Origin of the sequence: Vibrio sinaloensis DSM 21326 (assembly GCF_000189275.1) — a bacterium.
GTDB classification, from domain to species: domain Bacteria; phylum Pseudomonadota; class Gammaproteobacteria; order Enterobacterales; family Vibrionaceae; genus Vibrio; species Vibrio sinaloensis.
This window is the reverse complement of sequence record NZ_AEVT01000104.1, coordinates 15,051-38,256: the sequence shown is the minus strand read 5'-3', so window position 1 is coordinate 38,256 and position 23,206 is coordinate 15,051. Positions and strand designations below refer to the sequence as shown.

23 protein-coding genes, 2 tRNA genes and 1 other annotated feature are annotated in these 23,206 nt (G+C 45.7%); of the genes, 9 read left to right on the top strand and 16 right to left on the bottom strand.

Features of this window, described 5'->3' with window-relative positions; all coding sequences use genetic code 11:
- Nucleotides 1-112: 112 nt before the first annotated feature.
- The 5 genes from RH45_RS19155 to ubiT all read right to left on the bottom strand — a co-directional run bounded on the left by RH45_RS19155 (nucleotide 113) and on the right by ubiT (nucleotide 1,988).
- Nucleotides 113-189: transfer RNA gene (locus RH45_RS19155), tRNA-Met, on the bottom strand.
- Between the two features lie 56 nt (nucleotides 190-245).
- Nucleotides 246-329, bottom strand: a tRNA-Leu gene (locus tag RH45_RS19150).
- A gap of 31 nt (nucleotides 330-360) precedes the next feature.
- Complete coding sequence (gene secG / locus RH45_RS19145) at nucleotides 361-693, bottom strand: preprotein translocase subunit SecG (RefSeq protein WP_004415521.1); 333 nt, start codon at nucleotides 691-693, stop codon at nucleotides 361-363.
- A gap of 280 nt (nucleotides 694-973) precedes the next feature.
- Nucleotides 974-1,477, bottom strand: a complete 504-nt coding sequence (locus RH45_RS19140; RefSeq protein ID WP_008080374.1) for a GNAT family N-acetyltransferase — start codon at nucleotides 1,475-1,477, stop codon at nucleotides 974-976.
- On the bottom strand, nucleotides 1,461-1,988 hold the full coding sequence (gene ubiT, locus RH45_RS19135) for a ubiquinone anaerobic biosynthesis accessory factor UbiT (protein ID WP_008080372.1): 528 nt from the start codon (nucleotides 1,986-1,988) through the stop codon (nucleotides 1,461-1,463). Before ubiT ends, RH45_RS19140 begins: the two co-directional genes overlap by 17 nt.
- 198 nt (nucleotides 1,989-2,186) lie before the next feature.
- On the opposite strand from ubiT, the gene RH45_RS19130 reads away from it, so the two are divergent.
- From RH45_RS19130 to RH45_RS19120, 3 genes are all read left to right on the top strand, one after another.
- Nucleotides 2,187-4,226, top strand: coding sequence for a sensor domain-containing protein (locus tag RH45_RS19130; protein ID WP_008080370.1), 2,040 nt, complete (start codon nucleotides 2,187-2,189; stop codon nucleotides 4,224-4,226).
- A 116-nt stretch (nucleotides 4,227-4,342) separates the two neighbouring features.
- Nucleotides 4,343-5,356 carry a ubiquinone anaerobic biosynthesis protein UbiU gene (gene ubiU / locus RH45_RS19125; protein ID WP_008080369.1) on the top strand — a complete coding sequence of 338 codons (1,014 nt, stop codon included), beginning with the start codon at nucleotides 4,343-4,345 and terminating at the stop codon, nucleotides 5,354-5,356.
- 26 nt (nucleotides 5,357-5,382) lie between these two features.
- Nucleotides 5,383-6,261 carry a U32 family peptidase gene (locus RH45_RS19120; protein WP_008080368.1) on the top strand — a complete coding sequence of 293 codons (879 nt, stop codon included), beginning with the start codon at nucleotides 5,383-5,385 and terminating at the stop codon, nucleotides 6,259-6,261.
- Between the two features lie 69 nt (nucleotides 6,262-6,330).
- Here the strand turns inward: RH45_RS19120 and vmrA are convergent, their stop codons facing one another.
- The 5 genes from vmrA to rpsO form a co-directional block, all read right to left on the bottom strand.
- Nucleotides 6,331-7,677: a sodium-coupled multidrug efflux MATE transporter VmrA gene (gene vmrA / locus RH45_RS19115; protein WP_008080367.1), complete on the bottom strand. Its 1,347-nt coding sequence runs from the start codon at nucleotides 7,675-7,677 to the stop codon at nucleotides 6,331-6,333.
- A gap of 44 nt (nucleotides 7,678-7,721) precedes the next feature.
- The gene (locus tag RH45_RS19110) at nucleotides 7,722-8,132 is read right to left on the bottom strand and encodes a MarR family winged helix-turn-helix transcriptional regulator (protein ID WP_039958936.1); all 411 of its coding nucleotides are present in this window, start codon (nucleotides 8,130-8,132) and stop codon (nucleotides 7,722-7,724) included.
- Between the two features lie 106 nt (nucleotides 8,133-8,238).
- On the bottom strand, nucleotides 8,239-9,183 hold the full coding sequence (gene nlpI / locus RH45_RS19105; protein WP_008080365.1) for a lipoprotein NlpI: 945 nt from the start codon (nucleotides 9,181-9,183) through the stop codon (nucleotides 8,239-8,241).
- Between the two features lie 129 nt (nucleotides 9,184-9,312).
- Nucleotides 9,313-11,433: a polyribonucleotide nucleotidyltransferase gene (gene pnp, locus RH45_RS19100; RefSeq protein WP_008080360.1), complete on the bottom strand. Its 2,121-nt coding sequence runs from the start codon at nucleotides 11,431-11,433 to the stop codon at nucleotides 9,313-9,315.
- A gap of 332 nt (nucleotides 11,434-11,765) precedes the next feature.
- Nucleotides 11,766-12,035: a 30S ribosomal protein S15 gene (gene rpsO / locus RH45_RS19095; RefSeq protein ID WP_005472830.1), complete on the bottom strand. Its 270-nt coding sequence runs from the start codon at nucleotides 12,033-12,035 to the stop codon at nucleotides 11,766-11,768.
- Nucleotides 12,036-12,240: 205 nt separating this feature from the next.
- Here rpsO and mtnN point away from each other — a divergent pair, with 205 nt between their 5' ends.
- The 4 genes from mtnN (at nucleotide 12,241) to RH45_RS19075 (ending at nucleotide 15,422) form a co-directional block, all read left to right on the top strand.
- On the top strand, nucleotides 12,241-12,936 hold the full coding sequence (gene mtnN / locus RH45_RS19090; RefSeq protein ID WP_008080356.1) for a 5'-methylthioadenosine/S-adenosylhomocysteine nucleosidase: 696 nt from the start codon (nucleotides 12,241-12,243) through the stop codon (nucleotides 12,934-12,936).
- A 14-nt stretch (nucleotides 12,937-12,950) separates the two neighbouring features.
- Nucleotides 12,951-13,904 (top strand): cobalamin biosynthesis family protein, encoded by a 954-nt coding sequence (locus RH45_RS19085; RefSeq protein WP_008080354.1) that lies wholly within the window; start codon nucleotides 12,951-12,953, stop codon nucleotides 13,902-13,904.
- On the top strand, nucleotides 13,905-14,726 hold the full coding sequence (gene btuF / locus RH45_RS19080; RefSeq protein ID WP_008080353.1) for a vitamin B12 ABC transporter substrate-binding protein BtuF: 822 nt from the start codon (nucleotides 13,905-13,907) through the stop codon (nucleotides 14,724-14,726).
- A 75-nt stretch (nucleotides 14,727-14,801) separates the two neighbouring features.
- The gene (locus RH45_RS19075; RefSeq protein ID WP_039958935.1) at nucleotides 14,802-15,422 is read left to right on the top strand and encodes a TRIC cation channel family protein; all 621 of its coding nucleotides are present in this window, start codon (nucleotides 14,802-14,804) and stop codon (nucleotides 15,420-15,422) included.
- A 136-nt stretch (nucleotides 15,423-15,558) separates the two neighbouring features.
- Here the strand turns inward: RH45_RS19075 and thrC are convergent, their stop codons facing one another.
- The 4 genes from thrC to thrL all read right to left on the bottom strand — a co-directional run bounded on the left by thrC (nucleotide 15,559) and on the right by thrL (nucleotide 20,440).
- On the bottom strand, nucleotides 15,559-16,842 hold the full coding sequence (gene thrC, locus RH45_RS19070) for a threonine synthase (RefSeq protein ID WP_008080351.1): 1,284 nt from the start codon (nucleotides 16,840-16,842) through the stop codon (nucleotides 15,559-15,561).
- Nucleotides 16,839-17,795, bottom strand: a complete 957-nt coding sequence (gene thrB, locus RH45_RS19065; protein ID WP_008080350.1) for a homoserine kinase — start codon at nucleotides 17,793-17,795, stop codon at nucleotides 16,839-16,841. The genes thrC and thrB overlap by 4 nt, the downstream gene beginning before the upstream one ends.
- Before the next feature lie 20 nt (nucleotides 17,796-17,815).
- Entirely contained in the window at nucleotides 17,816-20,275 is a 2,460-nt protein-coding gene (gene thrA, locus RH45_RS19060; RefSeq protein ID WP_008080349.1) for a bifunctional aspartate kinase/homoserine dehydrogenase I, read from the bottom strand.
- Between the two features lie 30 nt (nucleotides 20,276-20,305).
- Nucleotides 20,306-20,427: a sequence feature (Thr leader region), on the bottom strand.
- Nucleotides 20,363-20,440, bottom strand: a complete 78-nt coding sequence (gene thrL / locus RH45_RS23760; protein ID WP_277422225.1) for a thr operon leader peptide — start codon at nucleotides 20,438-20,440, stop codon at nucleotides 20,363-20,365. (Overlaps the previous feature by 65 nt.)
- Before the next feature lie 271 nt (nucleotides 20,441-20,711).
- Between thrL and RH45_RS19055 the strand changes: the two genes are divergently transcribed.
- Complete coding sequence (locus RH45_RS19055; protein WP_008080348.1) at nucleotides 20,712-21,176, top strand: hypothetical protein; 465 nt, start codon at nucleotides 20,712-20,714, stop codon at nucleotides 21,174-21,176.
- 5 nt (nucleotides 21,177-21,181) lie between these two features.
- Here the strand turns inward: RH45_RS19055 and RH45_RS19050 are convergent, their stop codons facing one another.
- Both RH45_RS19050 and RH45_RS19045 read right to left on the bottom strand, forming a co-directional pair.
- On the bottom strand, nucleotides 21,182-21,667 hold the full coding sequence (locus tag RH45_RS19050) for a putative 4-hydroxy-4-methyl-2-oxoglutarate aldolase (protein ID WP_008080347.1): 486 nt from the start codon (nucleotides 21,665-21,667) through the stop codon (nucleotides 21,182-21,184).
- A 74-nt stretch (nucleotides 21,668-21,741) separates the two neighbouring features.
- Nucleotides 21,742-22,134 (bottom strand): DUF3293 domain-containing protein, encoded by a 393-nt coding sequence (locus RH45_RS19045; RefSeq protein WP_008080346.1) that lies wholly within the window; start codon nucleotides 22,132-22,134, stop codon nucleotides 21,742-21,744.
- A 326-nt stretch (nucleotides 22,135-22,460) separates the two neighbouring features.
- Here RH45_RS19045 and arcA point away from each other — a divergent pair, with 326 nt between their 5' ends.
- Complete coding sequence (gene arcA, locus RH45_RS19040) at nucleotides 22,461-23,177, top strand: two-component system response regulator ArcA (RefSeq protein ID WP_008080345.1); 717 nt, start codon at nucleotides 22,461-22,463, stop codon at nucleotides 23,175-23,177.
- Nucleotides 23,178-23,206 lie beyond the last annotated feature (29 nt).

Below are 23,206 nucleotides of genomic sequence, written 5' to 3'. Positions count from 1 at the left end.
AAAACCCGAAAGTCGGGTTTTTTGTTGCTGGACCCTGATACGTTAAGTGAATTCGATGCCACTTAACTCGCAGTATTACTACTGCGCAAACTTGCCACATCCTAATGAGGATTGGTTGCGGGGGCCGGATTTGAACCGACGACCTTCGGGTTATGAGCCCGACGAGCTACCAAGCTGCTCCACCCCGCGTCCGACTTGTCGAGCATTATACGCTCTCCAAGGTGTTTTACAAGTTTGTAAATCAATGGTGCCGAGAGAGGGACTCGAACCCTCACACCTAAGGCACTAGCACCTCATGCTAGCGTGTCTACCAATTTCACCATCTCGGCAGCTAAATCTATCTAAAAGCTAGAAAGTAGCTTATTGAGGAATTTCGTCGCCTTGAGGGGCTGGAATTTCACTCGCATCATCAGCTTGCTGGATTACTTGACCTTGTGTTGGGTCAACCCACTGTGACTCAGTTTTATGTGTAGACATGTTACCAAGCACTAAGCTAAGGATGAAAAATACTGTTGCAAAAATTGCAGTCATTCGGGTTAGGAAGTTACCTGAGCCGCTTGCGCCAAACACTGTGTTTGATGCGCCTGCACCGAATGAGGCTCCCATATCTGCGCCTTTACCTTGTTGAATCAACACTAGGCCGATTACACCAACCGCTGCCAACAGGTAAATCACAAGTAGAACTGTAAACATTTTTCCACCTATGTTCCAAATTGTTGAGCCAGCGCCGCTCTAAAGTAGAACTTCCAGAACAAGGCTAGCGACCTCCTTATCGAAGGCCGAGCAATACTAGCGAAACGCTATCACGCTGACAAGAGATAATTTGCAAAAAAACATCTTAGACGCTTCAAACGGTCAAAAAAAGGACAAAAAGAGTTTTTTAACCGCAATCTCAAACATTCCAAGGGAGTGTTTCTGCATTAATTACTGAAAAAACAAAGGCCAATAGCCTTATGTTTCTATCAATGTTGGCTTACAGCTCAGAAAACTCCGCGCAGTACTCAACTAAACCAACGTGCCCATCAAGCACACCATCCGCTAATGCTTTAACCTGGAACGCCCCTTCAGGCACTTCCCACTGGCACTTTAACTGATGTAACTCTGCCGCGGTAAAACCAAAACGGGAGTAATAAGCAGGGTCTCCTAATACAACACATGCGGGATACCCAAGCTCAAATAACGATTCAAACGCTTCTTCAACTAGCTTTTGTGCAATACCCTGACCGCGAAACTCTTCTTTAACAGCCAGTGGAGCAAGGCCTTGCCAGTTATAGTCGGCACCACCTAGAGTGACAGGACTGAATAAAACAAAGCCGACCACTTCCCCTTCGTCAGTTGACGCAACTAATGACAAAGAACGATGACCGTTCTCTCTCAATTTCATAACTAGGTTTGCTTCAGCATCGGTCTCAAAGGTTGATTTCAGCAGTCTATCAACCGCGAGTATATCTGCAGGAGCTTCAGTTCGAATAAGCATTTACTACCTCACTTTGTGTTGCTGGCGATTGTAAGCCTTTCTGCACAAATTCGGCTAGCTGATTTAACAAAGTTTGTAGAGGTTTAGGTAATAATTCGAGATCGACACTGTCCATTAAGTTTTTTACTTCTAAGCCCAGCTCAGTATCCCCTTCGATGGATAAACGACGTTGGAAGAACAAAGTATCGGGATCTTCTTTTCGGCCCGCAATTAGAACCAAGTCATTTAAGTTACCACTAAACGCCACATCTTCTTGTACAGGCTGATCGGCTACAACCAACTTTTCATCTTGATAGCTGATATACCAACTTAACTGCATATCTTTAACTTCAACTTTCAGCCACTTATCTTCAAGAAATTCGAAATCACCATCTTCTAACGCTTCTTTAAATACCGTTTTCAAGCCTTCTAGCAAGGCTTTTTTTTGTACAGATTGCGGCAATAAGTGGACTGGAGATCGCAAAATTGATGCGGCGTTTTGAACTAGTTGAGTGCGAATCTTGTTAATCACGCGAGTTATCCGTTACTTTGTTAACTTGAATGTTCCATCATAGAGGATGTTCATTTGTTGATTCATGTTATTTATCAAAGAATCGGCGTTATCAGTCTAACTCTTTAATATCACCTCAATGCCAGTTATATTATTAGATAAGGACTATCCATTATCTCAATGGATTTCACGGCTCTTAGGGAAATTGGTAACACCTTAATGCTATCGCAACAGTTACAGCACTGGTTTACAAAAATTACGGATAATAGTCCGTTTTTTTTCGCTATCCTGGATAACCAACATAATTATGCTTTGGTTAACGGACGCTATTGCGATATCGCCGGACTGTTACCAAATGAATTGATCGGTATGAATGACAGCCAAATCCTTGGCGAAAAATTCTACTCCTTACTCAAACCCTACTATGATCGTACCTTTGGCGGTGAATCGCTTGAAGCGGAAGTCTCTCTAGGTGGTGACGACTTAGAGACCAGCCTTCACTTTAGCCTTGCGCCAATCAAAGGTGAAAACGGTGTTGAGCATGTTATTTTTCATGCTATTGACACCTCGGAAAAGCACATCTTAATCCGCTCTCTGGAAGAGTCGGAAGGCCGCTTCTCAACGTTAACATCACTTTTGCCTGACGGGCTACTTTTGGTGGAAGAAGATTGCATCATCTCCGCCAACCCAGCAGCAATTCGACTGCTCGGTTTTGAGTCTACTCAGGATCTGCTAGGCGAAAGTTTTTCCCGACTCTTCGTGGATGAAAAAACCAAAACAGTGTTTTCTGAATCGCTATGTTCCACATTGGGCGAAGCGCCTTTGCTATGCCTTACTGGTCCTCGCTGTGGGTTTGAACGTCGCGTCCAACTCAATGCAGATTCAACCATGGTACTTGGCAGCAATAGTCAGTTAGTACTCATTCAAGACGCCGAAGCGACGCCTAAACTGCTATCAAATACCAACCAAGAAGATGCACATATTGATTCGTTGACTGGGCTCTACAATCGCTTTGGTTTTACCAAACGACTAGAGCAATTAATCCAAAACGAAACACCGTTGATCATGCTCTATTTGGACATTGATAACTTTAAGAACATCAATGACTCTTTGGGGCACCACATTGGTGATAAGGTCATCAAGGAGGTTTCTTCTCGTCTTAAGCGTCTTCTCCCGCAACAAGCGGTGTTAGGGCATTTAGGAGGAGACGAATTTGGCTTAATCTTACCTGAGCCAGAGAACAACCGTATGGCAGAGATGTTGTCAGAACGGATAATTTCCCTTATCAATCAGCCATTTGACTTACACCACTTCAGCAAGCGCCTTGCCTGTTCCATTGGTAGTGTCGCCTACCCTGGGGATGGCAACGATGCGCGAATTCTTTTGCAAAATGCCGACACCGCGATGTATGAAGCGAAAGATCGTGGCCGTAACCGATTGATTAAGTTCAATGACCAGATGAACAAAGAAGCACGTATGCGCTTGTGGCTGGAAATCGAACTGCAAAAGGCACTGCAACAAAATGGCCTCGAAGTATGGTATCAACCTAAAGTTAACGCACGTGATTTTAGTATTAATGGTGCCGAAGCTTTAATCCGTTGGAAACACCCTGTCGAAGGTTATATCAGCCCTGGTGCCTTTATTCCCGTAGCAGAGCGAGCAGGCTTGATTGAGCACTTAGGCCGAGTAGTCATGCGCGAAGTGTTTAGCACGGTAAAGCGTTGGAAACTGCAAGGTATCTTACCTGGACGTGTCGCTATCAACTTATCCCCTGAGCAATTTGGCAATCCCAAGTTGATTGATTACATGGAGAAGTTACTACGTACAACAGAACTCGATCCAAGCAGTATCACCTTCGAGTTGACGGAAAGTGCAGTAATGAGTGACAGTGACCATACTTTACAAATGCTGAATGCAATTAAGAAGCTGGGCTTTTCGCTTTCCATCGATGACTTTGGTACCGGCTACTCTTCACTTTCTTATTTAGCACGTTTCCCTATTGATGAGCTCAAAATAGATCGAGCTTTTATTACCGACATCGATACACTACCAAAGCAAGTCACTGTTATCGAAAATATCATCAATCTAGGTAAGTCTTTGAACTTGACGGTCGTGGCAGAAGGTGTCGAAACACAACAGCAAGCGACCCTACTCTCAAACCTTAACTGTAATTCAATTCAAGGCTTCCATTTTTATCGACCACAGCCAAAACAAGAAGTGGAAGAGCTGTTTGCCCAAAATCGACGCCACAAAAACTAATCCCTTGTGAGTAAATCCACCAGAAACTCACTCAAACCTGCCTTACATCAAATTTGCCATTCATAATTCTTCATAAAATGCTCAGCAATTTTTATGAGACAGTGTTGGTAAGAGCAATGGAACTCCTATGCCCTGCAGGTAACCTACCTGCATTAAAAACTGCAATTGATTGCGGAGCAGACGCGGTGTACATCGGTTTTAAAGATGATACCAATGCCCGCCATTTTGCTGGCTTGAACTTTACGGGTAAAAAACTCGAAAAAGCCGTTCAGTATGTTCACGATAACAACAAAAAAATCCATGTTGCTCTGAATACTTTTGCTCACCCAAATGGCTTCGAACGCTGGACAGACGCCGTTGATCGCGCTGCACAAAATGGTGTCGACGCTTTGATCGTGGCTGACATCGCCGTTTTGGACTATGCCGCGAATAAGTATCCTGACCTGGAGTTACACCTTTCCGTTCAAGCCTCCGCAACTAATATCGCCGCCATTGATTTCTACAAGCAAAACTTTAACGTCAAACGGGTTGTCTTGCCTCGCGTGTTATCTATTCATCAGGTTAAACAATTGTCTCGTAACATGACCAGCGACGTTGAACTGGAAGTCTTTGCTTTTGGTAGCTTATGCATCATGTCGGAAGGCCGCTGCTACTTATCCTCATATATGACTGGAGAATCACCGAACACCGTTGGAGCCTGCTCACCAGCGAAGTACGTACGCTGGCAAGAAACTGAAAACGGGTTAGAGTCTCGCTTAAATGACATCCTGATCGATCGCTACAGCGAGGGGGAAAATGCGGGCTATCCAACACTGTGCAAAGGACGCTTCACGGCAGATCTTGAGGAACAAACTAAGGCTTATCATGCTCTTGAAGAGCCGACCAGCTTAAACACTCTATCGATGCTTCCGGAGCTGTTCGCCGCTAACGTGGCATCAGTGAAAATCGAAGGTCGCCAACGCAGCTCGGCATACGTAGAGCAAGTTACTCGAACTTGGCGCGCAGCTATTGATCGTTACCTAGCAAACCCACAGGGCTATCAAGTAGAACCTAGTTGGGATGCAACACTGGCGAATGTTTCCGAGGGTACGCAAACCACCCTTGGCGCTTACCACAGAAAATGGCAGTAGAGGTTGTAGATATGATGGAAAACAACATGAAATACGCACTGGGTCCACTACTCTACTTCTGGCCAAAGCAAGATGTTGAAGCGTTTTATGAACAAGCGAAATCAAGCTCTGCGGACATCATCTACCTAGGTGAAACCGTTTGTTCGAAACGTCGTGAAATGAAGCCTGCACACTGGTTCGATATCGCGAAAGAACTCTCGGCATCGGGCAAACAAGTCGTACTTTCCACGATGGCACTATTAGAAGCACCAAGTGAAGTGAACATCATGAAGAAGTACATCGACAACGGTGACTTCGCGATTGAAGCTAACGACGTTTCTGCGGTTCAACTGGCTTCGGAGCACAAAGTACCATTCGTCGTTGGCCCTGCGGTTAACACTTACAACGCGCACACGCTTAACTTATTTCTAAAACAAGGTATGACTCGCTGGTGTATGCCTGTAGAGCTGTCTCGTGAATGGCTCAGCAATATCTTAGTTCAATGTGATGAACTTGGTATTCGCAATAAGTTTGAAGTGGAAGTATTCAGTCACGGTTATCTGCCGCTGGCTTACTCGGCGCGCTGTTTTACCGCTCGTGCAGAAAATAAAGCCAAAGATGATTGCGAAACTTGCTGTATTAAATACCCAACGGGTATCCAAGTAAGCAGCCAAGAAGGCCAAGAAGTATTTAACTTAAACGGCATTCAAACTCAGTCTGGGTACTGCTACAACCTGATCAACGATCTACCAAGCATGGAAGGTCTGGTTGATGTGGTTCGTTTGAGCCCGCTAGGCCTGAGTACCTTCTCTCAATTGGATCAATTCCGCTCAAACGAGAAAGGTACCAACCCAGGCAAGATCCAAGACCGCCAATGTAACGGTTACTGGCATCAACTTGCGGGTTTAGAAGTGAAAAACATCTAATCCCTGCTTACGGTTTCAAAGCAATAAAAAAGCGAGGCTCTGACCTCGCTTTTTTACCTCTTTTCATCGTTAAGACGCTTGAATACTTGGTTCAACTGAGCTCTCATTCATTAGCTTCTTAATATCGCGCCACAACATCGTCATCACCACAAAACTCAAGGCAATGTTAGACAGTGGGAATGCAATCCAAATACCCGTTACGCCGAGAAGTTTCGGCATAATGAACAAGAATGGCAATTGAATTGCCATGTTACCAATAGTCACAAACATCGCTTTGCTGCCTTTGTTGACCGATTGATAGTACGCCGCAGCAACCACTAAGAAACCATCCAAGAACAATGCAAACATATGGAGACGAATACCGACCACCGTCGCATCAATCAAGTTTTGATCGGCATTATTGAACACCGACACAAACTCGTATGGGAAGATGTTCATCAAAATAACAAACGCGACACCACCGAGCACTGACGTGCCCATTGCGACCTTCAAAAGCTTACGAATATTATCTTGATTGCGTGCACCATGGTTATAGCTCACCAAAGGCTGCATACCATTGGCAATACCTTCCGCGATCAAGTAGTAGACCGTTACGATATAACCCAAGATGGCGTAAGCACCGATCAACAGCGTACTACCGTACTGGGCAAACAGGGCATTGTGCAGTGCTACCATCATTGAGCCATAGGCATACATAAAGAAGCTCGATGTACCGATCATGACTATTTTAGGGATCACATCAAATTGCATCTTCAAATCGCCAATCGACAGACGCATCTTCGCTTTTGAAGTAAAGAAGTATCCCACACCAAGGATGGTGACCACCATCTGTGCTAACGCAGTTGCAATAGCTGCACCTTTAAGCTCCCAATCAAGCCAAGCAATAAACAGGTAATCAAGCACGATGTTAATCACAGCACCAATCACCATCAAAATGGTGGCTAAGTTCGGGCTATCGTCGTTACGCAGCAAAAACGGCACTGCGATTGAACCAAGTGAGAACACACACGCCACGCTTAAGATATGAAGGTACTGCAAACCAAGTTCGTATACTCGCCCTTCAGCCCCTTGCCAACGAATAAAGTCATCAGCGAAGAAGAACAAGGTTGTCGCAACGACAGGCATCAAGGCGACCAAAAGCAAAAGACCGGTTGAGAGAATACGTTTAGCACCTTCACTGTCTTTTTCACCTTGTTTGATAGAGGCGAGTGCACCCGTGCCGACGCCCACCATCATACCGATACCAAGTATCGAGCCGATGATCGGCCACGCTACGTTGATCCCCGCTAATCCATCAGCCCCGACATAACGACCAATAAAGATACCATCAACAACTTGGTATAAACCGTTAACCAGCATGGCTGCGACGGTCGGAATTGTGTATTTCCAAAACTGTCTGTAAATGGAAGTTTGCATATTCTCACCACAAGTTAGCTTGGCTAACTAAATAGATAAATTGATTAACCTAATGACTTTTCTAATAACTGGTTTAAAAGCTTAGCTTCTTCATCGCTTAACTTGTTGACCATAGATTGCGCAATACTGCGATACACAACCTGCTCATAAGAAAGATCCTCAACCACTTGTTCAGTCAGCATGACCTTCTTCGAGCGACCATCTTCTACACAAGACACGCGTTTGACTAAGCCTTTCTTTTGCAAGCGTGCAACCATGTTAGACGCCGACGGCTTAGACACCTTCATCTCTTCAGCTAAATCGGTAATCCGCATACCTTCCGAGTGCTCTTCTATAGTCTTCAAGTAGTCATACTCGTTAAAACTCAGACCAGACAATAAGTCTTCCTTAGCATGTAAACGCCAAGCTTTAGAACAAAAACGTTCAAGCTCCATTAAATTGTGTTCAAGGCTCATAGCATTAACAGTTAGTTAGCAAGGCTAACTATTTTAACGATTAGATTTATCTAAGCAACAAAAAAAGCCACTGATTGGTTCAGTGGCTTGTTCTTCAATGTATCAGTTATTCAACGTTCGTGTTATCGACCTGAGTTTGAGCTTTCGCTTGTGCCTCCAGTTTGGCCTTAGCTAACTGTTGCTGCTTCACTTCATTGAAAATACGAGTCAACTCCAGAAATGAGTACCTGTGTTCAACGTATTCATAAACGTTGAACGATATCGCCAGCTTATAGAGTGATATCGCACTGGCAAAGTCACCTTCACTTTGATAACGCTTACCTAAATAAAAGTAAGCTTCCGTTAGGCGCTGGGCGAGCAAAGTATTATCTCGGGTACCAGCTAGAATCGCTTTAAATGCCTGTTGTTCCGTCACATCGCCAAGTGTGATTGCCACCAACACCCACCCCCACTGTTCATCACGAGCTTGGTAGCGCTGGATAAGCTCTTGGCGAGCAAGCTCAGGCTCTTTCTCCACTTGGATCAAGTAAAGCCACAACGCTCGGAATGGATCACTTGGATCTTGAGCGAAATGTTTCTGCATATCTTCTAAGGCAAGATCAATTCGATCACCATAATAGAGTGCTATCGCTCGATTGCGCTCGGCATATGAGTTAGCAGGATCAAGCTCAAGTGTCGAGTCGAATGCGTCATAAGCAGCATCAAACTCCCCCATCTGGGTAAAGTAAACACCAAGGAGGTTAAACAGATCCGGCTGTGCAGGATTCAACGCGAGTGATTGGTTGTAATCTAAGCGCGCTAAGTCACGTAAGCCAACACTATCGTAGTAGCTGCCTCGCTCATAGAACATCTTGGCACGAACTTCTTTCGCCAAATCAGGGCGCTGTAATAGCTGACCTAAACGCGCAATTTGCACTTCTTGCTGAACACTCGCTTGCAGTGGTACAGCCATAGGCGGGTATAGCCATTCGGCTTCTGGTTGAGAGTTAGAAGCGCAGCCCGCTGTAACGAGTAAAGCAAGACTTAGCGTCGCGGTTTGAAACCATTTCACAAATAAGTACTCCTGTAACTGAGCAAGGCACCCAGTATCATCCGCATTAAAAAAGGGAGCGTAATGCTCCCTTTATACCATGCTTTTAGCTAAATGCGCTAATTAACACAAATTCGTCGTGAGACAGAATTATGCGTCAGATGCAGGTGCTTCTTCGTCAGTCTTTTCTACTGCTTCTTTCATGCTTAGACGTACACGGCCTTGACGGTCGATTTCAAGAACTTTAACTTGAACTTCTTGACCTTCCGCTAGGTAGTCAGACACTTTCTCAACGCGCTTGTCAGCGATTTGAGAGATGTGTACTAGACCATCTTTACCTGGAAGGATTGTTACGAATGCACCGAAGTCAGCTAGACGAGCAACTTTACCTGTGTAGATGCGGCCTACTTCAACTTCTGCAGTGATCTCTTCAATACGACGGATTGCTTCTTTCGCAGCTGTACCTTCAGTTGCAGCAATCTTGATTGTACCGTCGTCTTCGATTTCGATAGTTGTACCCGTCTCTTCAGTTAGAGCACGGATAACTGCACCACCTTTACCGATAACGTCTTTGATCTTCTCAGCGCTGATCTTCATTGTGTGAATACGCGGAGCGAACTCAGAGATATCTTCACGAGCACCAGAGATAGCTTCATCCATTACAGAAAGGATGTGCTTACGTGCACCTTGCGCTTGGTTAAGAGCAATTTGCATGATCTCTTTAGTGATACCTTCGATCTTGATATCCATCTGAAGTGCAGTGATACCAGTGTTAGTACCTGCTACTTTAAAGTCCATGTCACCTAGGTGATCTTCGTCACCAAGGATGTCAGAAAGAACAACAAAATCGTCGCCTTCTTTAACAAGACCCATTGCGATACCCGCAACAGAAGACTTAATTGGCACACCTGCATCCATAAGTGCTAGAGACGTACCACATACAGAAGCCATTGAAGAAGAACCGTTAGATTCTGTGATTTCTGATACTACACGTACTGTGTATGGGAACTCGTCTACAGATGGCATTACTGCAGCAATACCACGCTTAGCGAGTTTACCGTGGCCGATTTCACGACGCTTAGGAGAACCTACAAAGCCAGTCTCACCTACACAGTATGGAGGGAAGTTGTAGTGTAGTAGGAAGTGATCTTTACGCTCACCAGTTAGCTCGTCGATGATTTGAGCATCGCGCTGCGTACCTAGAGTCGCAGTTACAAGCGCCTGAGTTTCACCACGAGTGAATAGTGATGAACCGTGAGTACGTGGAAGAACACCAGTACGTACGTCTAGCGCACGAACCATGTCTTTTTCGCGGCCATCGATACGTGGGTTACCCGCGATGATGCTGCGACGTACCACTGTCTTCTCTAGATCGTGGAAGATAGTGTGGATTTCTTTTGTGTTCGCTTCTGGATCTTCAGCAAGCAGAACTTCGTTTACTTCACCAGCAATCTCGTGGATGCGGTCGTAACGAGCCATCTTCTCAGTGATTTGGTAAGCTTCAACAAGTTTCGCTTCTGCAAGTTCAGCAATCTTGTTTACAAGCGTAGTGTTCTCTTCAGGAGCAACCCAATCCCAAGCAGGAGTCGCAACTTCAGCCTTGAATTCGTTGATTGCGTTGATCACAGCTTGCTGTTGATCGTGACCGAATACTACTGCAGATAGCATCTCTTCTTCAGTTAGGTTGTCAGCTTCTGACTCAACCATTAGTACTGCAGATTCAGTACCCGCAACCACTAGGTCTAGCTTAGAAGTTTCTAGCTCTGTGTTGCTTGGGTTAAGAACAAGTTGACCGTCGATGTGACCAACGCGTGCTGCACCGATAGGACCGTTGAACGGGATACCAGAGATAGCAAGCGCAGCAGACGTACCGATCATTGTTGGGATGTCTGGTTGAACGTCTGGGTTCACAGATACTACCGTTGCGATAACCTGTACTTCGTTTTTGAATGCATCTGGGAATAGAGGACGGATTGGACGGTCGATTAGACGAGCCGTTAGCGTTTCGCCTTCAGAAGGACGACCTTCACGCTTGAAGAAACCACCAGGGATTTTACCTGCTGCGTAAGTACGCTCTTGGTAGTTAACTGTTAGAGGGAAGAAGTCTTGACCTTCAACCGCTTCTTTTTTACCAACTACAGATACGAATACTGCTGTATCGTCCATAGTAACCATTACTGCAGCCGTAGCTTGACGTGCGATAACGCCAGTTTCTAGAGTAACTGTGTGGTTACCGTACTGGAACGTTTTAACAACTGGTTTTTCGAACATTGTTATTCCTTGTTTCCAAATTCAACTCTTGGTTGAGCTCAGAGTGTATGAATTGATACCCAAGGCACTACAAATCGCGACTAGTAAAAATGAACTGGGGTATACCAAATTCACTTTGAATAGTCGCGACCTTTTGGTCGACTTGGTTGACTGTAATGCTATGAGCTTAATTGTCGATACTTTAGACGATTGAGAACCGCTAAGAGTATGCGGTGCGTAGTATAGCGGGATTAATTCGGTTTGGCTAAGCTATACCAACTAAAATAAGTAACAGGCAACAAAAAAGGGGCTCAAAGCCCCTTTTTCGACAAACTGTTCTATGCAGCCGCTGATTAGCGACGTAGGCCTAGACGCTTGATTAGATCTTGGTAACGAGAAAGGTTTTTGCCTTTCAAGTAGTCAAGAAGCTTACGACGGCGAGAAACCATACGTAGAAGACCACGACGGCTGTGGTGATCGCCTTTGTGCGCTTTGAAGTGACCTTGTAGGTGGTTGATAGAAGCTGTAAGTAGAGCTACTTGTACTTCTGGTGAACCAGTATCGCCTTCAGTTTGAGCGTATTCAGCAACGATTGCTGCTTTAGTTTCTGCATTCAGAGACATAATTCTCTCCTAATAAGAGTAAGTTAAACATTGTGCCAGCCAATCTCTGATTCAGCCGACACGAGGAGCGCGAATTATAGGGGATGTACACAGGTTAAGCAATAGCTATTTACGCAGCCTACAGGACGAAGTCCGTTCCGTTATTGGCCTTTTCTGTTACACTTAGCTGCATAAAACCTACCTAATTGAATTAACAGGATTCATTATGAAAATCGGCATCATTGGTGCAATGGAGCAAGAAGTCTCTATTCTTAAGCAAGCTATCGAAAACCGTAAAGAGGTATCAAAAGCAGGTTGTACTTTTTACGCTGGCCAGTTAAATGGTGTAGAGGTTGTGCTACTTCAATCAGGTATCGGCAAAGTTGCTGCGGCTGTCGGTACCACTATCTTGCTTGATGAATACCAACCGGATGTCGTGATCAATACGGGGTCAGCTGGTGGTTTTGATTCAAGCCTTAATCTAGGCGACGTTGTCATTTCAACCGAAGTTCGCCACCACGATGCTGACGTTACTGCTTTTGGTTACGAAATGGGCCAAATGGCGCAACAACCTGCAGCCTTTTTAGCCGATGAGAAGCTAATGGATGTTGCTGAACAAGCACTAGCACAAATGGAAGACAAACACGCGGTACGAGGGCTCATTTGTACCGGTGATGCGTTTGTTGCTAGCGCAGAGCGTCAAGCGTTTATCCGTAAACACTTCCCATCCGTCATTGCGGTTGAAATGGAAGCGTCAGCGATTGCTCAAACATGTCACCAGTTCAATGTTCCATTTGTTGTTGTCCGCGCGATTTCTGACGTTGCAGACAAAGAAGCAGGCATGAGCTTTGATGAGTTTCTACCATTAGCGGCAAAAAGCTCATCAGAAATGGTGGTAAAAATGGTTGCGCTACTTAAATAGAATCCCGCGATATCATGGAAGATATATTCAACCAGTTCTACTCAAATGGCGCCCTCCTTGTTTTGTGGGGGGCGCTGTTGTTCCACTTAATTCTCCCTTTCCCACGCGAAGCGCATCCTGCCATTATGTGGCATAAATTCGCAGAGCTTCTAGCGGATAAGGTCAACACTAATAACAGTTACCAACAAAGTATTATCTCTGGCACCCTCGCTTGGATGTTAATGATAATCCCGATGCTGACTGTGGTCATCGCACTCAAACCTCTGGTTTGGCAGCCTCAGTTATTTGAGTTGGCATTCTTGCTGTTGGCGATAGATTGGCGAAATACAGATAAGTTCACCAACCAGTTTACTGCAGCACTAGCTCGTGAAGATAAAGAGCACGCAAAAATGCTGCTCAAGCCAATCATCAACCGCACGACTCAGCCGCTCTCCCAACTGGGGTTAGGTAAAGCGGGCGCCGAGACTTTGATAATGTCTTATGGGCGCAATGTTGTTGGTGTTTTGTTCTGGTATGCCATCTTTGGCGGCATTGGTGCCTTCATCTATAGAATGATGATTGAGTTAGCGAGGGCTTGGTCCCCTTCTAGACAGCGGTTTTCTCCGTTTGGCATTCCGGCGATACGCGCAGTCGCCATCATGGACTACGTCCCTTTAAGGTTGTTTGCTTTGATGGTCGCTATCGGACATCGCGCCCAAGCGGTTTTTTCCCTAATTAAGCAGCAATCACACTCCTGGCCTTTACCTGGTCCAGCTTGGTTAATTGTTGCAGTCGGCGCCAAGCTTGAACTCTCGCTAGGTGGCCCTGCTATCTATGATGGTAAAAAATCAGAACGCGCTAAGCTCGGTGGACGAATCGCCCCTTCGGCCATTCACATTGCTCAAGTACAGAAGCTGCTTGCTTGGCGAATGTTTGCATGGATCCTAATCCAAAGTGTCTTGATGGCAATCATCTACCAAGGAATCTAGATGACTAAAGCTCTCTTTTTTACCCTGGCATTGGCTTCAATGACTGTGGCGGCAAAACCTGTCGAGCGAGTCATAAGCCTAGCCCCTCACGCTACCGAGATAGCATATGCCGCAGGTCTGGGAGACAAACTGATTGCCGTCAGTGATCGCAGTGATTATCCGCAACAAGTAAAATCTTTAGAAAAAGTAGCCAATTATCAAGGCATAAAGATTGAGCGTATTATCGCATTGCAGCCAGATTTAATTATTGCCTGGCCTGCTGGCAATCCTATTCGCGAGCTAGAAAAACTTAAACAGTTTGGCTTCAACATTTATCAATCCAAAACCGATTCACTCCAAGACATCGCCAATAACATTGAGCAGCTAAGCCAGTACAGTGAAGACCCGAGTCAAGGTCAAGCCGCTGCCGATGCTTATCGCCAAACCCTGAAACAGCTCAAACAGCGCTATCAGACAGATAAGCCGGTGCGTTACTTCTACCAACTGAGTGAAACGCCCATAATCACTGTCGCGCAAGACAAGTGGCCAAGTGAAGTGTTTGACTTTTGCGGTGGTGAAAACGTGTTTGCGAGCAGCTCTGCTCCATACCCACAAGTAGGCATTGAGCAGGTCGTGGTTCAAAACCCTGACGTCATTTTCACTTCCGAACATGCGATCCAGAATGGAAACATGTGGCAGGAGTGGCAAGATCAACTAAGCGCTGTTCAAAACCAGCATGTATGGAGCTTAAACTCTGACTGGTTAAACCGACCAACCCCAAGAACGACCCAAGCCATAGAGCAAGTTTGCGACTATTTCGAATCTGTTCGGCAAAAAGGCTAACGATTCAAGGCAAATATTTCGTACAATTCAGCGTCGTTTTTCTGTTCCTTATTTTAGCTAAGAGATGTGAGTAACATGGAATCCATGCTGCTTTATAGTATCGACCTTTTCGGTACTGCAATATTCGCCATTTCAGGAGTTCTGCTCGCGGGTAGACTGAAAATGGATCCATTTGGTGTCGCGGTACTCGGCAGTGTGACTGCCATTGGAGGCGGCACCATTCGCGATATGGCACTGGGGGCAACGCCCGTATTCTGGATCACCGATACCAACTACCTGTGGACCATATTGATCACCTGTTTGCTGACCATGCTGATTGTGCGCAGACCGAAACGCCTCGCTTGGTGGATCCTGCCAGTATGTGATGCGATTGGCCTGGCGGTGTTTGTGGGAATCGGCGTTGAAAAGACCATGTCTTACCAAGATTCGGCTCTGGTAGCGATCATTATGGGTGTCATTACTGGTTGTGGTGGCGGTATTATCCGTGACGTTCTAGCACGAGAAGTACCTATGGTACTTCGAAGCGAAGTGTATGCGACGGCCTGTATTATTGGAGGCGTATTTCATACCACGGCATTAGCAATGGGCCAAGACAGTGACACCGCATTCCTTGCCGGCGTTTTCTCTACGTTGTTAATTCGTTTAGGCGCCATTCGTTGGCATTTATCCTTGCCAACCTTTGCCATCAACCGCTAAAGCGGGAGAGAAAACGTTGAGCCAATTTGATGGCAAACCACTCCTGTGATGCCTAGGGCGAAACGTAAACTAACAACAGAACGCTCACAAAAAAGGTCACCGAAGTGACCTTTTTTAATAAGAGTAGTTTAAGTGCTTACTTCTGTACGCGACGTAACACACCTTTTAATAGCTCAAAGTCGTTCGCCAAATCTTCTGAAAGCAGTTCCATTGCCGCGTGTTTTGCCAGTGGCCCCGGAAGCTCGATGTCAGACCCTAAGATATCATCCACAACCTCTTTAAACTTCGCAGGGTGCGCTGTACATAGGAATAGGCCAGTCTCACCTTCTTGCAACTGCTCTTCAAGAACGCGGTATGCAATCGCGCCATGCGGCTCGCATAGATAGCCTAATGCGTATAGGTCTTTCACTGACTGCGCGCTTTGCTCATCAGATACGGCACCTTTACCCAACGTCTCCAAACCCCACTCTTTGACGCGGCATAACTCTTCAATACGCGGCCAGTTGTTTGGTTGGCTTACATCCATCGCGTTGGATGTGGTTGCTACTGTTGGTTTCGGCTCCCACTTACCCGTTTCTAAGTAGCGCGGTACCGTGTCATTAGCGTTAGTTGCAGCAATAAAGCGCTTGATAGGCAAACCTAGTGCTTTTGCCAGTAGGCCAGCCGTTAGGTTACCAAAGTTTCCACTTGGTACTGATACCACTAGGTTCTCACGCTCTTGCTTGCTCATTTGCGCGGCGGCTTCAAAGTAATAACAGATTTGCGCCATCAAACGGCTGATGTTGATTGAGTTAGCAGAGTTCAGACCTATCTCTTCACGCAGTGCAGCATCATCGAACGCTTGCTTAACCAGAGCCTGACACGCATCGAAGTCACCATCGATCGCGACAGTGTGAATGTTTTTACCAAGCGTGCAGAATAACTTCTCTTGCAATGGGCTGATCTTACCCTTCGGGTAAAGGATCACAACGTTGATGTCTTCCATACCGTAGAAAGCATGTGCGACCGCAGCTCCAGTATCACCAGAAGTCGCCGTTAGGATGGTGATCTTACCGCCGTCCGAAACTGCAGCAAGAGATTGCGCCATAAAGCGACCACCAAAGTCTTTAAACGCGAGGGTCGGGCCATGGAAAAGCTCCAGCGCATAAACACCGTCTTTGACTTGATTGATAGGAGCAGAAAATTGGAATGCCGCATCGACCATGTTATTCACTTGTTCTTGCGCCAGTTCGTCGCCGATCAGTGCAGATAAGATCTTAGTGCTGCGAGAGACAAAATCTTCTGCTAGTAGCGCATCGACATCGTCAAACTTTGGTAATTCCGATGGAAAAAATAGACCTTGGTTACGGCCTAACCCTTGGCGAACGGCTTGGCCAAAGGAAACTTGTTCATCATTTTCTTTTATATTGTAAAGCTTCATAGCTCACTTCCTGTTACTTTCGAACCTTGCTTATCTAGACGACAAACGTGGACGAATCCTTCTTCGTTTTGTACGTAGTTCTGTTCTAACCAGCGAGCAACTCGCTCAGCGACATCTTTCTCTTTGCAAATACTGAACAGTGTCGGACCACTGCCAGAAATACCGGTGGCCAAAGCCCCCGCAGAAGCGGCGTATTGACGTGCATTGGCGAAACCTGGAAGCAGTTTCTCACGATACGGTTCTGCGATCACGTCTTTGATCATTTTTGCGGCAAGTTCTGGCTGACCAGAATGACACGCATGAATAAAGCCTGCAAGATGGCGTCCATGTGCAATGATATCTTGTCGGCGGTATTGAGATGGTAGGATCTCACGCGCTTCTGCTGTAGAGACTTTGATACCCGGATACGCCATCACCCAGTACCAATCATCAAAGCAAGGCACTTCTTGGCTAATAATACCCAACTCTTCCAACATCAGCTGCACACCGCCAAGGTAACACGGCGCGACGTTGTCGTAGTGAATACCACCAGAGATCTTGCCTTCCATTTCGCCCATCAGTGCCAGTAACTCTGTCTCGTTAAGTGGCTGTCCATGGAATCGGTTTAATGCATCTAAAGCAGCTACGATAGAACATGCACTTGAGCCTAAGCCTGATCCGATTGGCATGTTCTTTTCAAGCGTCATTTCTAGCGACTTAAGCTCGACGCCTTTCTTGTCTAGTTCACGAGCAAACACCACCCAACAATCGTAGACGATGTTTTCTTTTGGCTCAGTCGGTAGCTTGTCAACAAAATCACCCGCCGTGTTGAGGCTGAAAGGTTCAGCCCCAGATTTAACTAATACTCGGTCACCCAATAGTGTGCCATCAACAGGAGACACGGCCGCCCCTAGAACGTCGAAACCAACGCTTACATTGCCAATTGATGCTGGGGCATAAACCACTACATCCATATCACTTGAACTCATTATTGTTATACCCCTAATTTCCAACCTAATGTACGCATCACATCTGAGAATACACCTGCTGCCGTTACCTCAGTACCCGCGCCATAGCCACGCAGTACAAGAGGAATTGGTTGGTAGTAGCGGCTGTAGAATGCCAGTGCGTTTTCACCATCTTTGATTTTGAACATTGGATCGTTTTCATCCACAGCAGCAATGCTAACCGTGCACTTACCGTCAAGAATTTCACCAACGTAGCGCAGTACTTTGCCTTCTTCCGCTGCTTTAGCTGACAGCTCTTTAAAGTATGCGTCCGCTTCTGGTAGGCGCTGCATGAACTCTTCAACACTGCCTGAATCGTCAAAGCCTGGCGGTAGAGCCTGATCGACAATCACATCTTCTAGTTCAAGAGACATTCCCGCTTCACGAGCCAATATCAAGAGCTTACGCGCCACGTCCATACCCGACAGGTCATCACGAGGATCTGGCTCGGTGAAACCATTTTGCTTAGCGATGTTTGTTGCTTCGCTCAGGCTCATACCTTCATCCAGCTTACCAAAGATATAAGACAAAGAGCCCGATAGAATACCGCTGAAGCGCTCTAGCTCATCACCGGCTGAAATTAAGTTTTGCAGGTTTTCAATAACTGGCAGACCAGCACCAACGGTTGTTTCGTACATCAACTTGCGGCGAGAACTGCGCGCAACATCGCGAAGCTGGTGGTAGTACGCCATGCTTGCTGTATTGGCTTTTTTGTTTGGTGTTACGACATGGAAGCCTGCAGCTAGGAAATCGGCGTACTGATTAGCGATGTTTTCACTCGAGGTACAATCCACCAACACAGGGTTGATGATGTGGTTACGTTGCACTAAAGAAATCAAACGCGCTAAGCTGAACTCTTCTGTCGCTGCCGACATGCGGTCACGCCAGTGCTCCAGTGGTAGCCCTTCGCTATCAAGTAGAAGGCCTTTGCTGTTTGCTAAACCACATACACGAATCACAATACCTTTTTCTGCGAGTTTAGCTTGCTGACGTTCGATCTGATCCACCAGCTCACCACCAACGCCGCCAACACCGACAACAAATACATCCAAGAAGTGCTTCGAGTTAAACAGATTCTCGTGACACGCTTTTATCGCTTCAGAAATTTTATCTTCAGGAATAACGGCTGAGATAGCGCGCTCAGATGAGCCTTGCGCAATCGCGACAATATTAACATTCACTTCAGCGAGAGATGAGAAGAACTGGGAAGCCACGCCGCGTGAAGTACGCATACCATCACCAACCAAGGTCACGATCGCCACATCATCGATGAACTCTACTGGCTCTAACAAACCATCTTTCAGTTCAAGCTCAAACGTGTCATTCAATGCCTGTTGAGCAAGCGCTTTGTCCTGAGCTTCAATACAGAAACTAATGCTGTACTCAGAAGAAGACTGAGTAATAAGCACAATCGAGGCTCCCGCTGAAGACATTGCACCAAAGACGCGGCTTGCCATACCCACCATGCCTTTCATGCCCGGACCAGACACGTTCACCATAGTCAGGTCACTCAAAGTCGTAATGCCTTTGATCGCTAAATTGTCTTCACCCGTGTCCTGACCGATGAGAGTGCCGGCACCTTGTGGGTTAAAGCTGTTTTTGATCAGGCAAGGAATATGGAACTGAGCAATCGGCGCGATGGTTTTCGGGTGCAGAACGGAAGCACCGAAGTAAGAGAGCTCCATTGCTTCTTGATAGCTTAGTGATTTGAGCAGACGAGCATCTTCCACTAAACGAGGGTCACAGTTATAAACACCATCGACATCAGTCCAAATCTCACAGCAATCTGCACGCAAACATGCGGCAAGCACCGCTGCGGAATAATCAGAGCCGTTACGACCTAAAGTAACCAATTCGCCTTGTTCATTTCCGGCCGTGAAACCAGGCATGATATTCACATGACCTTGAGGAAGAGGGTTCTGGCGGAAGTTTTGGGTTGAGATATCAACATCAACCATAGCTTCAAGGTGCTCTCCACGAGCAAAAAGATATTGAATTGGGTCGATCAAGTTTGCTGGTTGCCCTTTTGCTTCCAACACTGCTTTCATCAACTGAATTGAAACGCGCTCACCCTTACTAATGATTCGAGCGTTGACATTATCTGGGCACATGCCGAGCAAATTGATTCCATGGACGAACTGGCGCAGCTGCGAAAGAGAAGTTTTGACTTGGTTGTCGTATCCCGCACCATCAATGTTTGGCAGGACTTGTTTAATATCTTGGAAAAGGTCACGGAATGAATCTTCAAGTTCAGCGATCTGTAATTCCGCCTCACCATTTTTCAACGCACCTTCAATAACAGAAACCAGTTTATTGGTTGTTTTCCCTGGCGCAGATAGCACCACAGCGACTTCTTCTTGTTGCGCATTATTAGCGATGATGTCCGCTGCTCGCAAAAAACGATCAGCGTCGGCTAATGATGAACCTCCAAACTTTAAAACTCGCATCCCTTCCTCCAAATGTTTTTAAATCGGCATAAAAAAAAGGCCTGTATCTTGTTGGATACAGGCCTTTTTTGTTGAATTTTATTTCGCTTAGCAGCCTGCCCCAACATGTGTAATGTCGGTAATAATAATGGTTGTGGTCATTACTACTAGGCTGTGCTTTTGCATAATTAATCTGTTGCGTTTATGTGTTTGCTTACCCATACGTTTAACCTATTTGTTGAGCAGTAGTCAACGAAAAGTTTTTATTTTTTGTTGCGCGTAAGGCAATTCACACAAGTGGGTACAGCAATTAAGCCATATTCATTCACCCAAACAATGAAACAAGTAACACATAAGCTAATAACCAATAGCTATATAAAAATTACACCTAGTCCAATAGTTTTATGCTTTAATTACATCTGCAGTGGAAAAATTGACCAGGGACAAGGAGCGGCGCATGAAAACAACTCTATGCCTCACAGCACTATTGTTTGCTGGTTCGTTAAGTGCAACTGAGTTGCCTCCATTGCCCTCGCAACAGAGCTCATCTCCACACAAGATCTTCTTATCAAGTGAAAATGATCAAAACGACTTTGATACTTGGAAAGTTGATGGCGGCTACGCTTATAACGTATTCGACAAAATCGATTTGTACGTCGGTGCCAGATTAAATAACAGCGATCGTGTGAACGAGACAGGGTTTCTTAGTGGTGTTAGCTACCAAGTAACGCCAAGAGTATCTCTGTCGAGCACGCTGCACTCTTACAACAACGATAACAGTACTGAAGAGAAGGTGGAAGGTAGCCTTTCGGCAGAAGTCTCCAGCCGCGTTCGTTTGACTGAAAATTTAGATATTCATGCCACCCTTGATTATCAAGAGTGGCAACAAGAAGTCGAGTTTGGGTTAGGCTTTCGTTTCTAACTCGACTACTCCCACTCCAGTTTTTCACTCGACATGAGTACACCATTCCAATCGGCATACACATAGTCACCAGGCTGAAGCATTTGATTGTGTATCGTCAGTGTCACATTCACATCCCCTGCGCCACGTTTTTCCGTTTTGAATGGACATGTCCCCAGCGCTTTCACACCGATATCCATTTCCGCGATCGCGCCAGCATCACGAATAGCTCCATTGACGATCACACCTTCCCAATTGTTGTCGATTGCAAGAATAGCAAGCTGATCGCCTAATAAAGCACGCTGACAAGAGCCGTGGCCATCGACGACAAGAACTTTTCCTGTCCCATCTTGGCTGAGCATCTCACGAACTTTGGAATTATCATGGTAACAACGTACCGTCACCATCTCGCCGTAAAATGCACTCTTCGCCCCGAAATTGTGTAGCGGGAGCTCGACGAGTGTGACCTTGCTTTCGTGTTTGTCACAAATATCCGGTGTTATATCTTTCATTTTTCCTCCATGAGATTTTGACCACCTTAGCGCTTACACCCAAGGTGAAAGCACTAAGCCAGTACTGGTTATCCTTATCGACAGCGTTGACGCCAATCCGTTGTAATGATCGCACTCCCTTCATCTGGCAAACATGAATGCAAAGTAAGGCAGTCATTCTCAACGTAGTAGATAGCGTTTTGACTAAACTTTCTCCCTAGTTCAATCCCTCGCTGTACATTGACTGAAATGGCAAAACTGGCTTCAGCCCAGGAAAAACTCTCGTTTCCAACTAGGACATCTACACAGTAAGTATGGCCTATTTCTTGACGTAACTGCTGATTATTTCTTCGATTTTCCTCCTGAGACAGCCACATACTGGCAGGGTTCCAAGCAGTTACAATCGCAAAGGACCCTACATTTGGTCGCTGCTCAAAGCGGAAATAGGGGTCTAAATATTCACCCCACAATTGCGCATCTATCATCATATAAAATGCAGTATTCCATGTAACTGTTACTATTAATATTTGTTACATCCTAACTCTTGATATAAATCAACAAAGTGATTGGAATTAACAGTTCTACGTTGTTAGCATGCTGTTAACATTATAAAATCCGCCTCAACGACTAATGGAATCAATGAGGAATTGGAACCTCAAAGGTAATAAATGCAAATCCAAGGATGGCGGGCGATCAAAGAAAGTGTATTTTTATAATCTTTGGTTTATTATCAACATCACATTACCTGTATGTTATGTTTTTGCCTAAAATTTATTCCATTAGCACATTTTTTTCACAAGTTTAGGTACCGCCAATGCAAACCCCGCACATTCTTATTGTCGAAGATGAGCAAGTAACTCGTAACACTCTTAAGAGTATTTTTGAAGCAGAGGGATACGCTGTTTTTGAGGCCAGTGACGGTGAAGAGATGCACCAGGTGTTGTCTGACAATCAAGTTAACTTGGTTATTATGGACATCAACCTCCCAGGTAAGAACGGCCTACTGCTGGCTCGCGAACTGCGTGAGCAAGCGAACGTAGCGCTTATGTTCCTAACTGGCCGTGACAATGAAGTGGATAAGATCCTTGGTCTTGAAATCGGTGCAGATGATTACATCACTAAGCCGTTTAACCCACGCGAACTGACCATCCGTGCTCGCAACCTTCTAAACCGCTCTATGAACTCTAGTGCAGTTACAGAAGAAAAGCGCAGCGTTGAAAAATACGTTTTCAACGGTTGGGTTCTGGATATCAACAGCCGCTCGCTAGTAAGTCCTAGTGGTGATGGCTACAAACTGCCACGCTCTGAGTTCCGTGCGTTACTTCACTTCTGTGAGAACCCTGGAAAAATCCAAACGCGTGCAGACTTGCTTAAGAAGATGACAGGCCGTGAGCTTAAACCTCATGACCGTACTGTTGACGTGACTATCCGTCGTATTCGTAAGCACTTTGAGTCTGTCTCTGGCACACCAGAAATCATTGCGACGATTCACGGTGAAGGCTACCGCTTCTGTGGTGACCTAGAAGAGTAATCACACTCTCCCAAACATAAAATGGAGCC

What these genes read in the sequence shown, in the direction of transcription:
- RH45_RS19110 (WP_039958936.1), bottom strand. Translation starts at nt 8,132, where the DNA reads ATGAGCCTTGAACACAATTTAATGGAGCTTGAACGTTTTTGTTCTAAA.
- secG (WP_004415521.1), bottom strand. Translation starts at nt 693, where the DNA reads ATGTTTACAGTTCTACTTGTGATTTACCTGTTGGCAGCGGTTGGTGTA.
- thrL (WP_277422225.1), bottom strand. Translation starts at nt 20,440, where the DNA reads ATGCAAAAGCACAGCCTAGTAGTAATGACCACAACCATTATTATTACC.
- RH45_RS19055 (WP_008080348.1), top strand. Translation starts at nt 20,712, where the DNA reads ATGAAAACAACTCTATGCCTCACAGCACTATTGTTTGCTGGTTCGTTA.
- RH45_RS19045 (WP_008080346.1), bottom strand. Translation starts at nt 22,134, where the DNA reads ATGATGATAGATGCGCAATTGTGGGGTGAATATTTAGACCCCTATTTC.
- RH45_RS19130 (WP_008080370.1), top strand. Translation starts at nt 2,187, where the DNA reads ATGCTATCGCAACAGTTACAGCACTGGTTTACAAAAATTACGGATAAT.
- RH45_RS19085 (WP_008080354.1), top strand. Translation starts at nt 12,951, where the DNA reads ATGGAAGATATATTCAACCAGTTCTACTCAAATGGCGCCCTCCTTGTT.
- vmrA (WP_008080367.1), bottom strand. Translation starts at nt 7,677, where the DNA reads ATGCAAACTTCCATTTACAGACAGTTTTGGAAATACACAATTCCGACC.
- thrB (WP_008080350.1), bottom strand. Translation starts at nt 17,795, where the DNA reads ATGGATGTAGTGGTTTATGCCCCAGCATCAATTGGCAATGTAAGCGTT.
- thrA (WP_008080349.1), bottom strand. Translation starts at nt 20,275, where the DNA reads ATGCGAGTTTTAAAGTTTGGAGGTTCATCATTAGCCGACGCTGATCGT.
- RH45_RS19120 (WP_008080368.1), top strand. Translation starts at nt 5,383, where the DNA reads ATGAAATACGCACTGGGTCCACTACTCTACTTCTGGCCAAAGCAAGAT.
- btuF (WP_008080353.1), top strand. Translation starts at nt 13,905, where the DNA reads ATGACTAAAGCTCTCTTTTTTACCCTGGCATTGGCTTCAATGACTGTG.
- ubiU (WP_008080369.1), top strand. Translation starts at nt 4,343, where the DNA reads ATGGAACTCCTATGCCCTGCAGGTAACCTACCTGCATTAAAAACTGCA.
- RH45_RS19075 (WP_039958935.1), top strand. Translation starts at nt 14,802, where the DNA reads ATGGAATCCATGCTGCTTTATAGTATCGACCTTTTCGGTACTGCAATA.
- rpsO (WP_005472830.1), bottom strand. Translation starts at nt 12,035, where the DNA reads ATGTCTCTGAATGCAGAAACTAAAGCAGCAATCGTTGCTGAATACGCT.
- mtnN (WP_008080356.1), top strand. Translation starts at nt 12,241, where the DNA reads ATGAAAATCGGCATCATTGGTGCAATGGAGCAAGAAGTCTCTATTCTT.
- pnp (WP_008080360.1), bottom strand. Translation starts at nt 11,433, where the DNA reads ATGTTCGAAAAACCAGTTGTTAAAACGTTCCAGTACGGTAACCACACA.
- thrC (WP_008080351.1), bottom strand. Translation starts at nt 16,842, where the DNA reads ATGAAGCTTTACAATATAAAAGAAAATGATGAACAAGTTTCCTTTGGC.
- RH45_RS19050 (WP_008080347.1), bottom strand. Translation starts at nt 21,667, where the DNA reads ATGAAAGATATAACACCGGATATTTGTGACAAACACGAAAGCAAGGTC.
- RH45_RS19140 (WP_008080374.1), bottom strand. Translation starts at nt 1,477, where the DNA reads ATGCTTATTCGAACTGAAGCTCCTGCAGATATACTCGCGGTTGATAGA.
- arcA (WP_008080345.1), top strand. Translation starts at nt 22,461, where the DNA reads ATGCAAACCCCGCACATTCTTATTGTCGAAGATGAGCAAGTAACTCGT.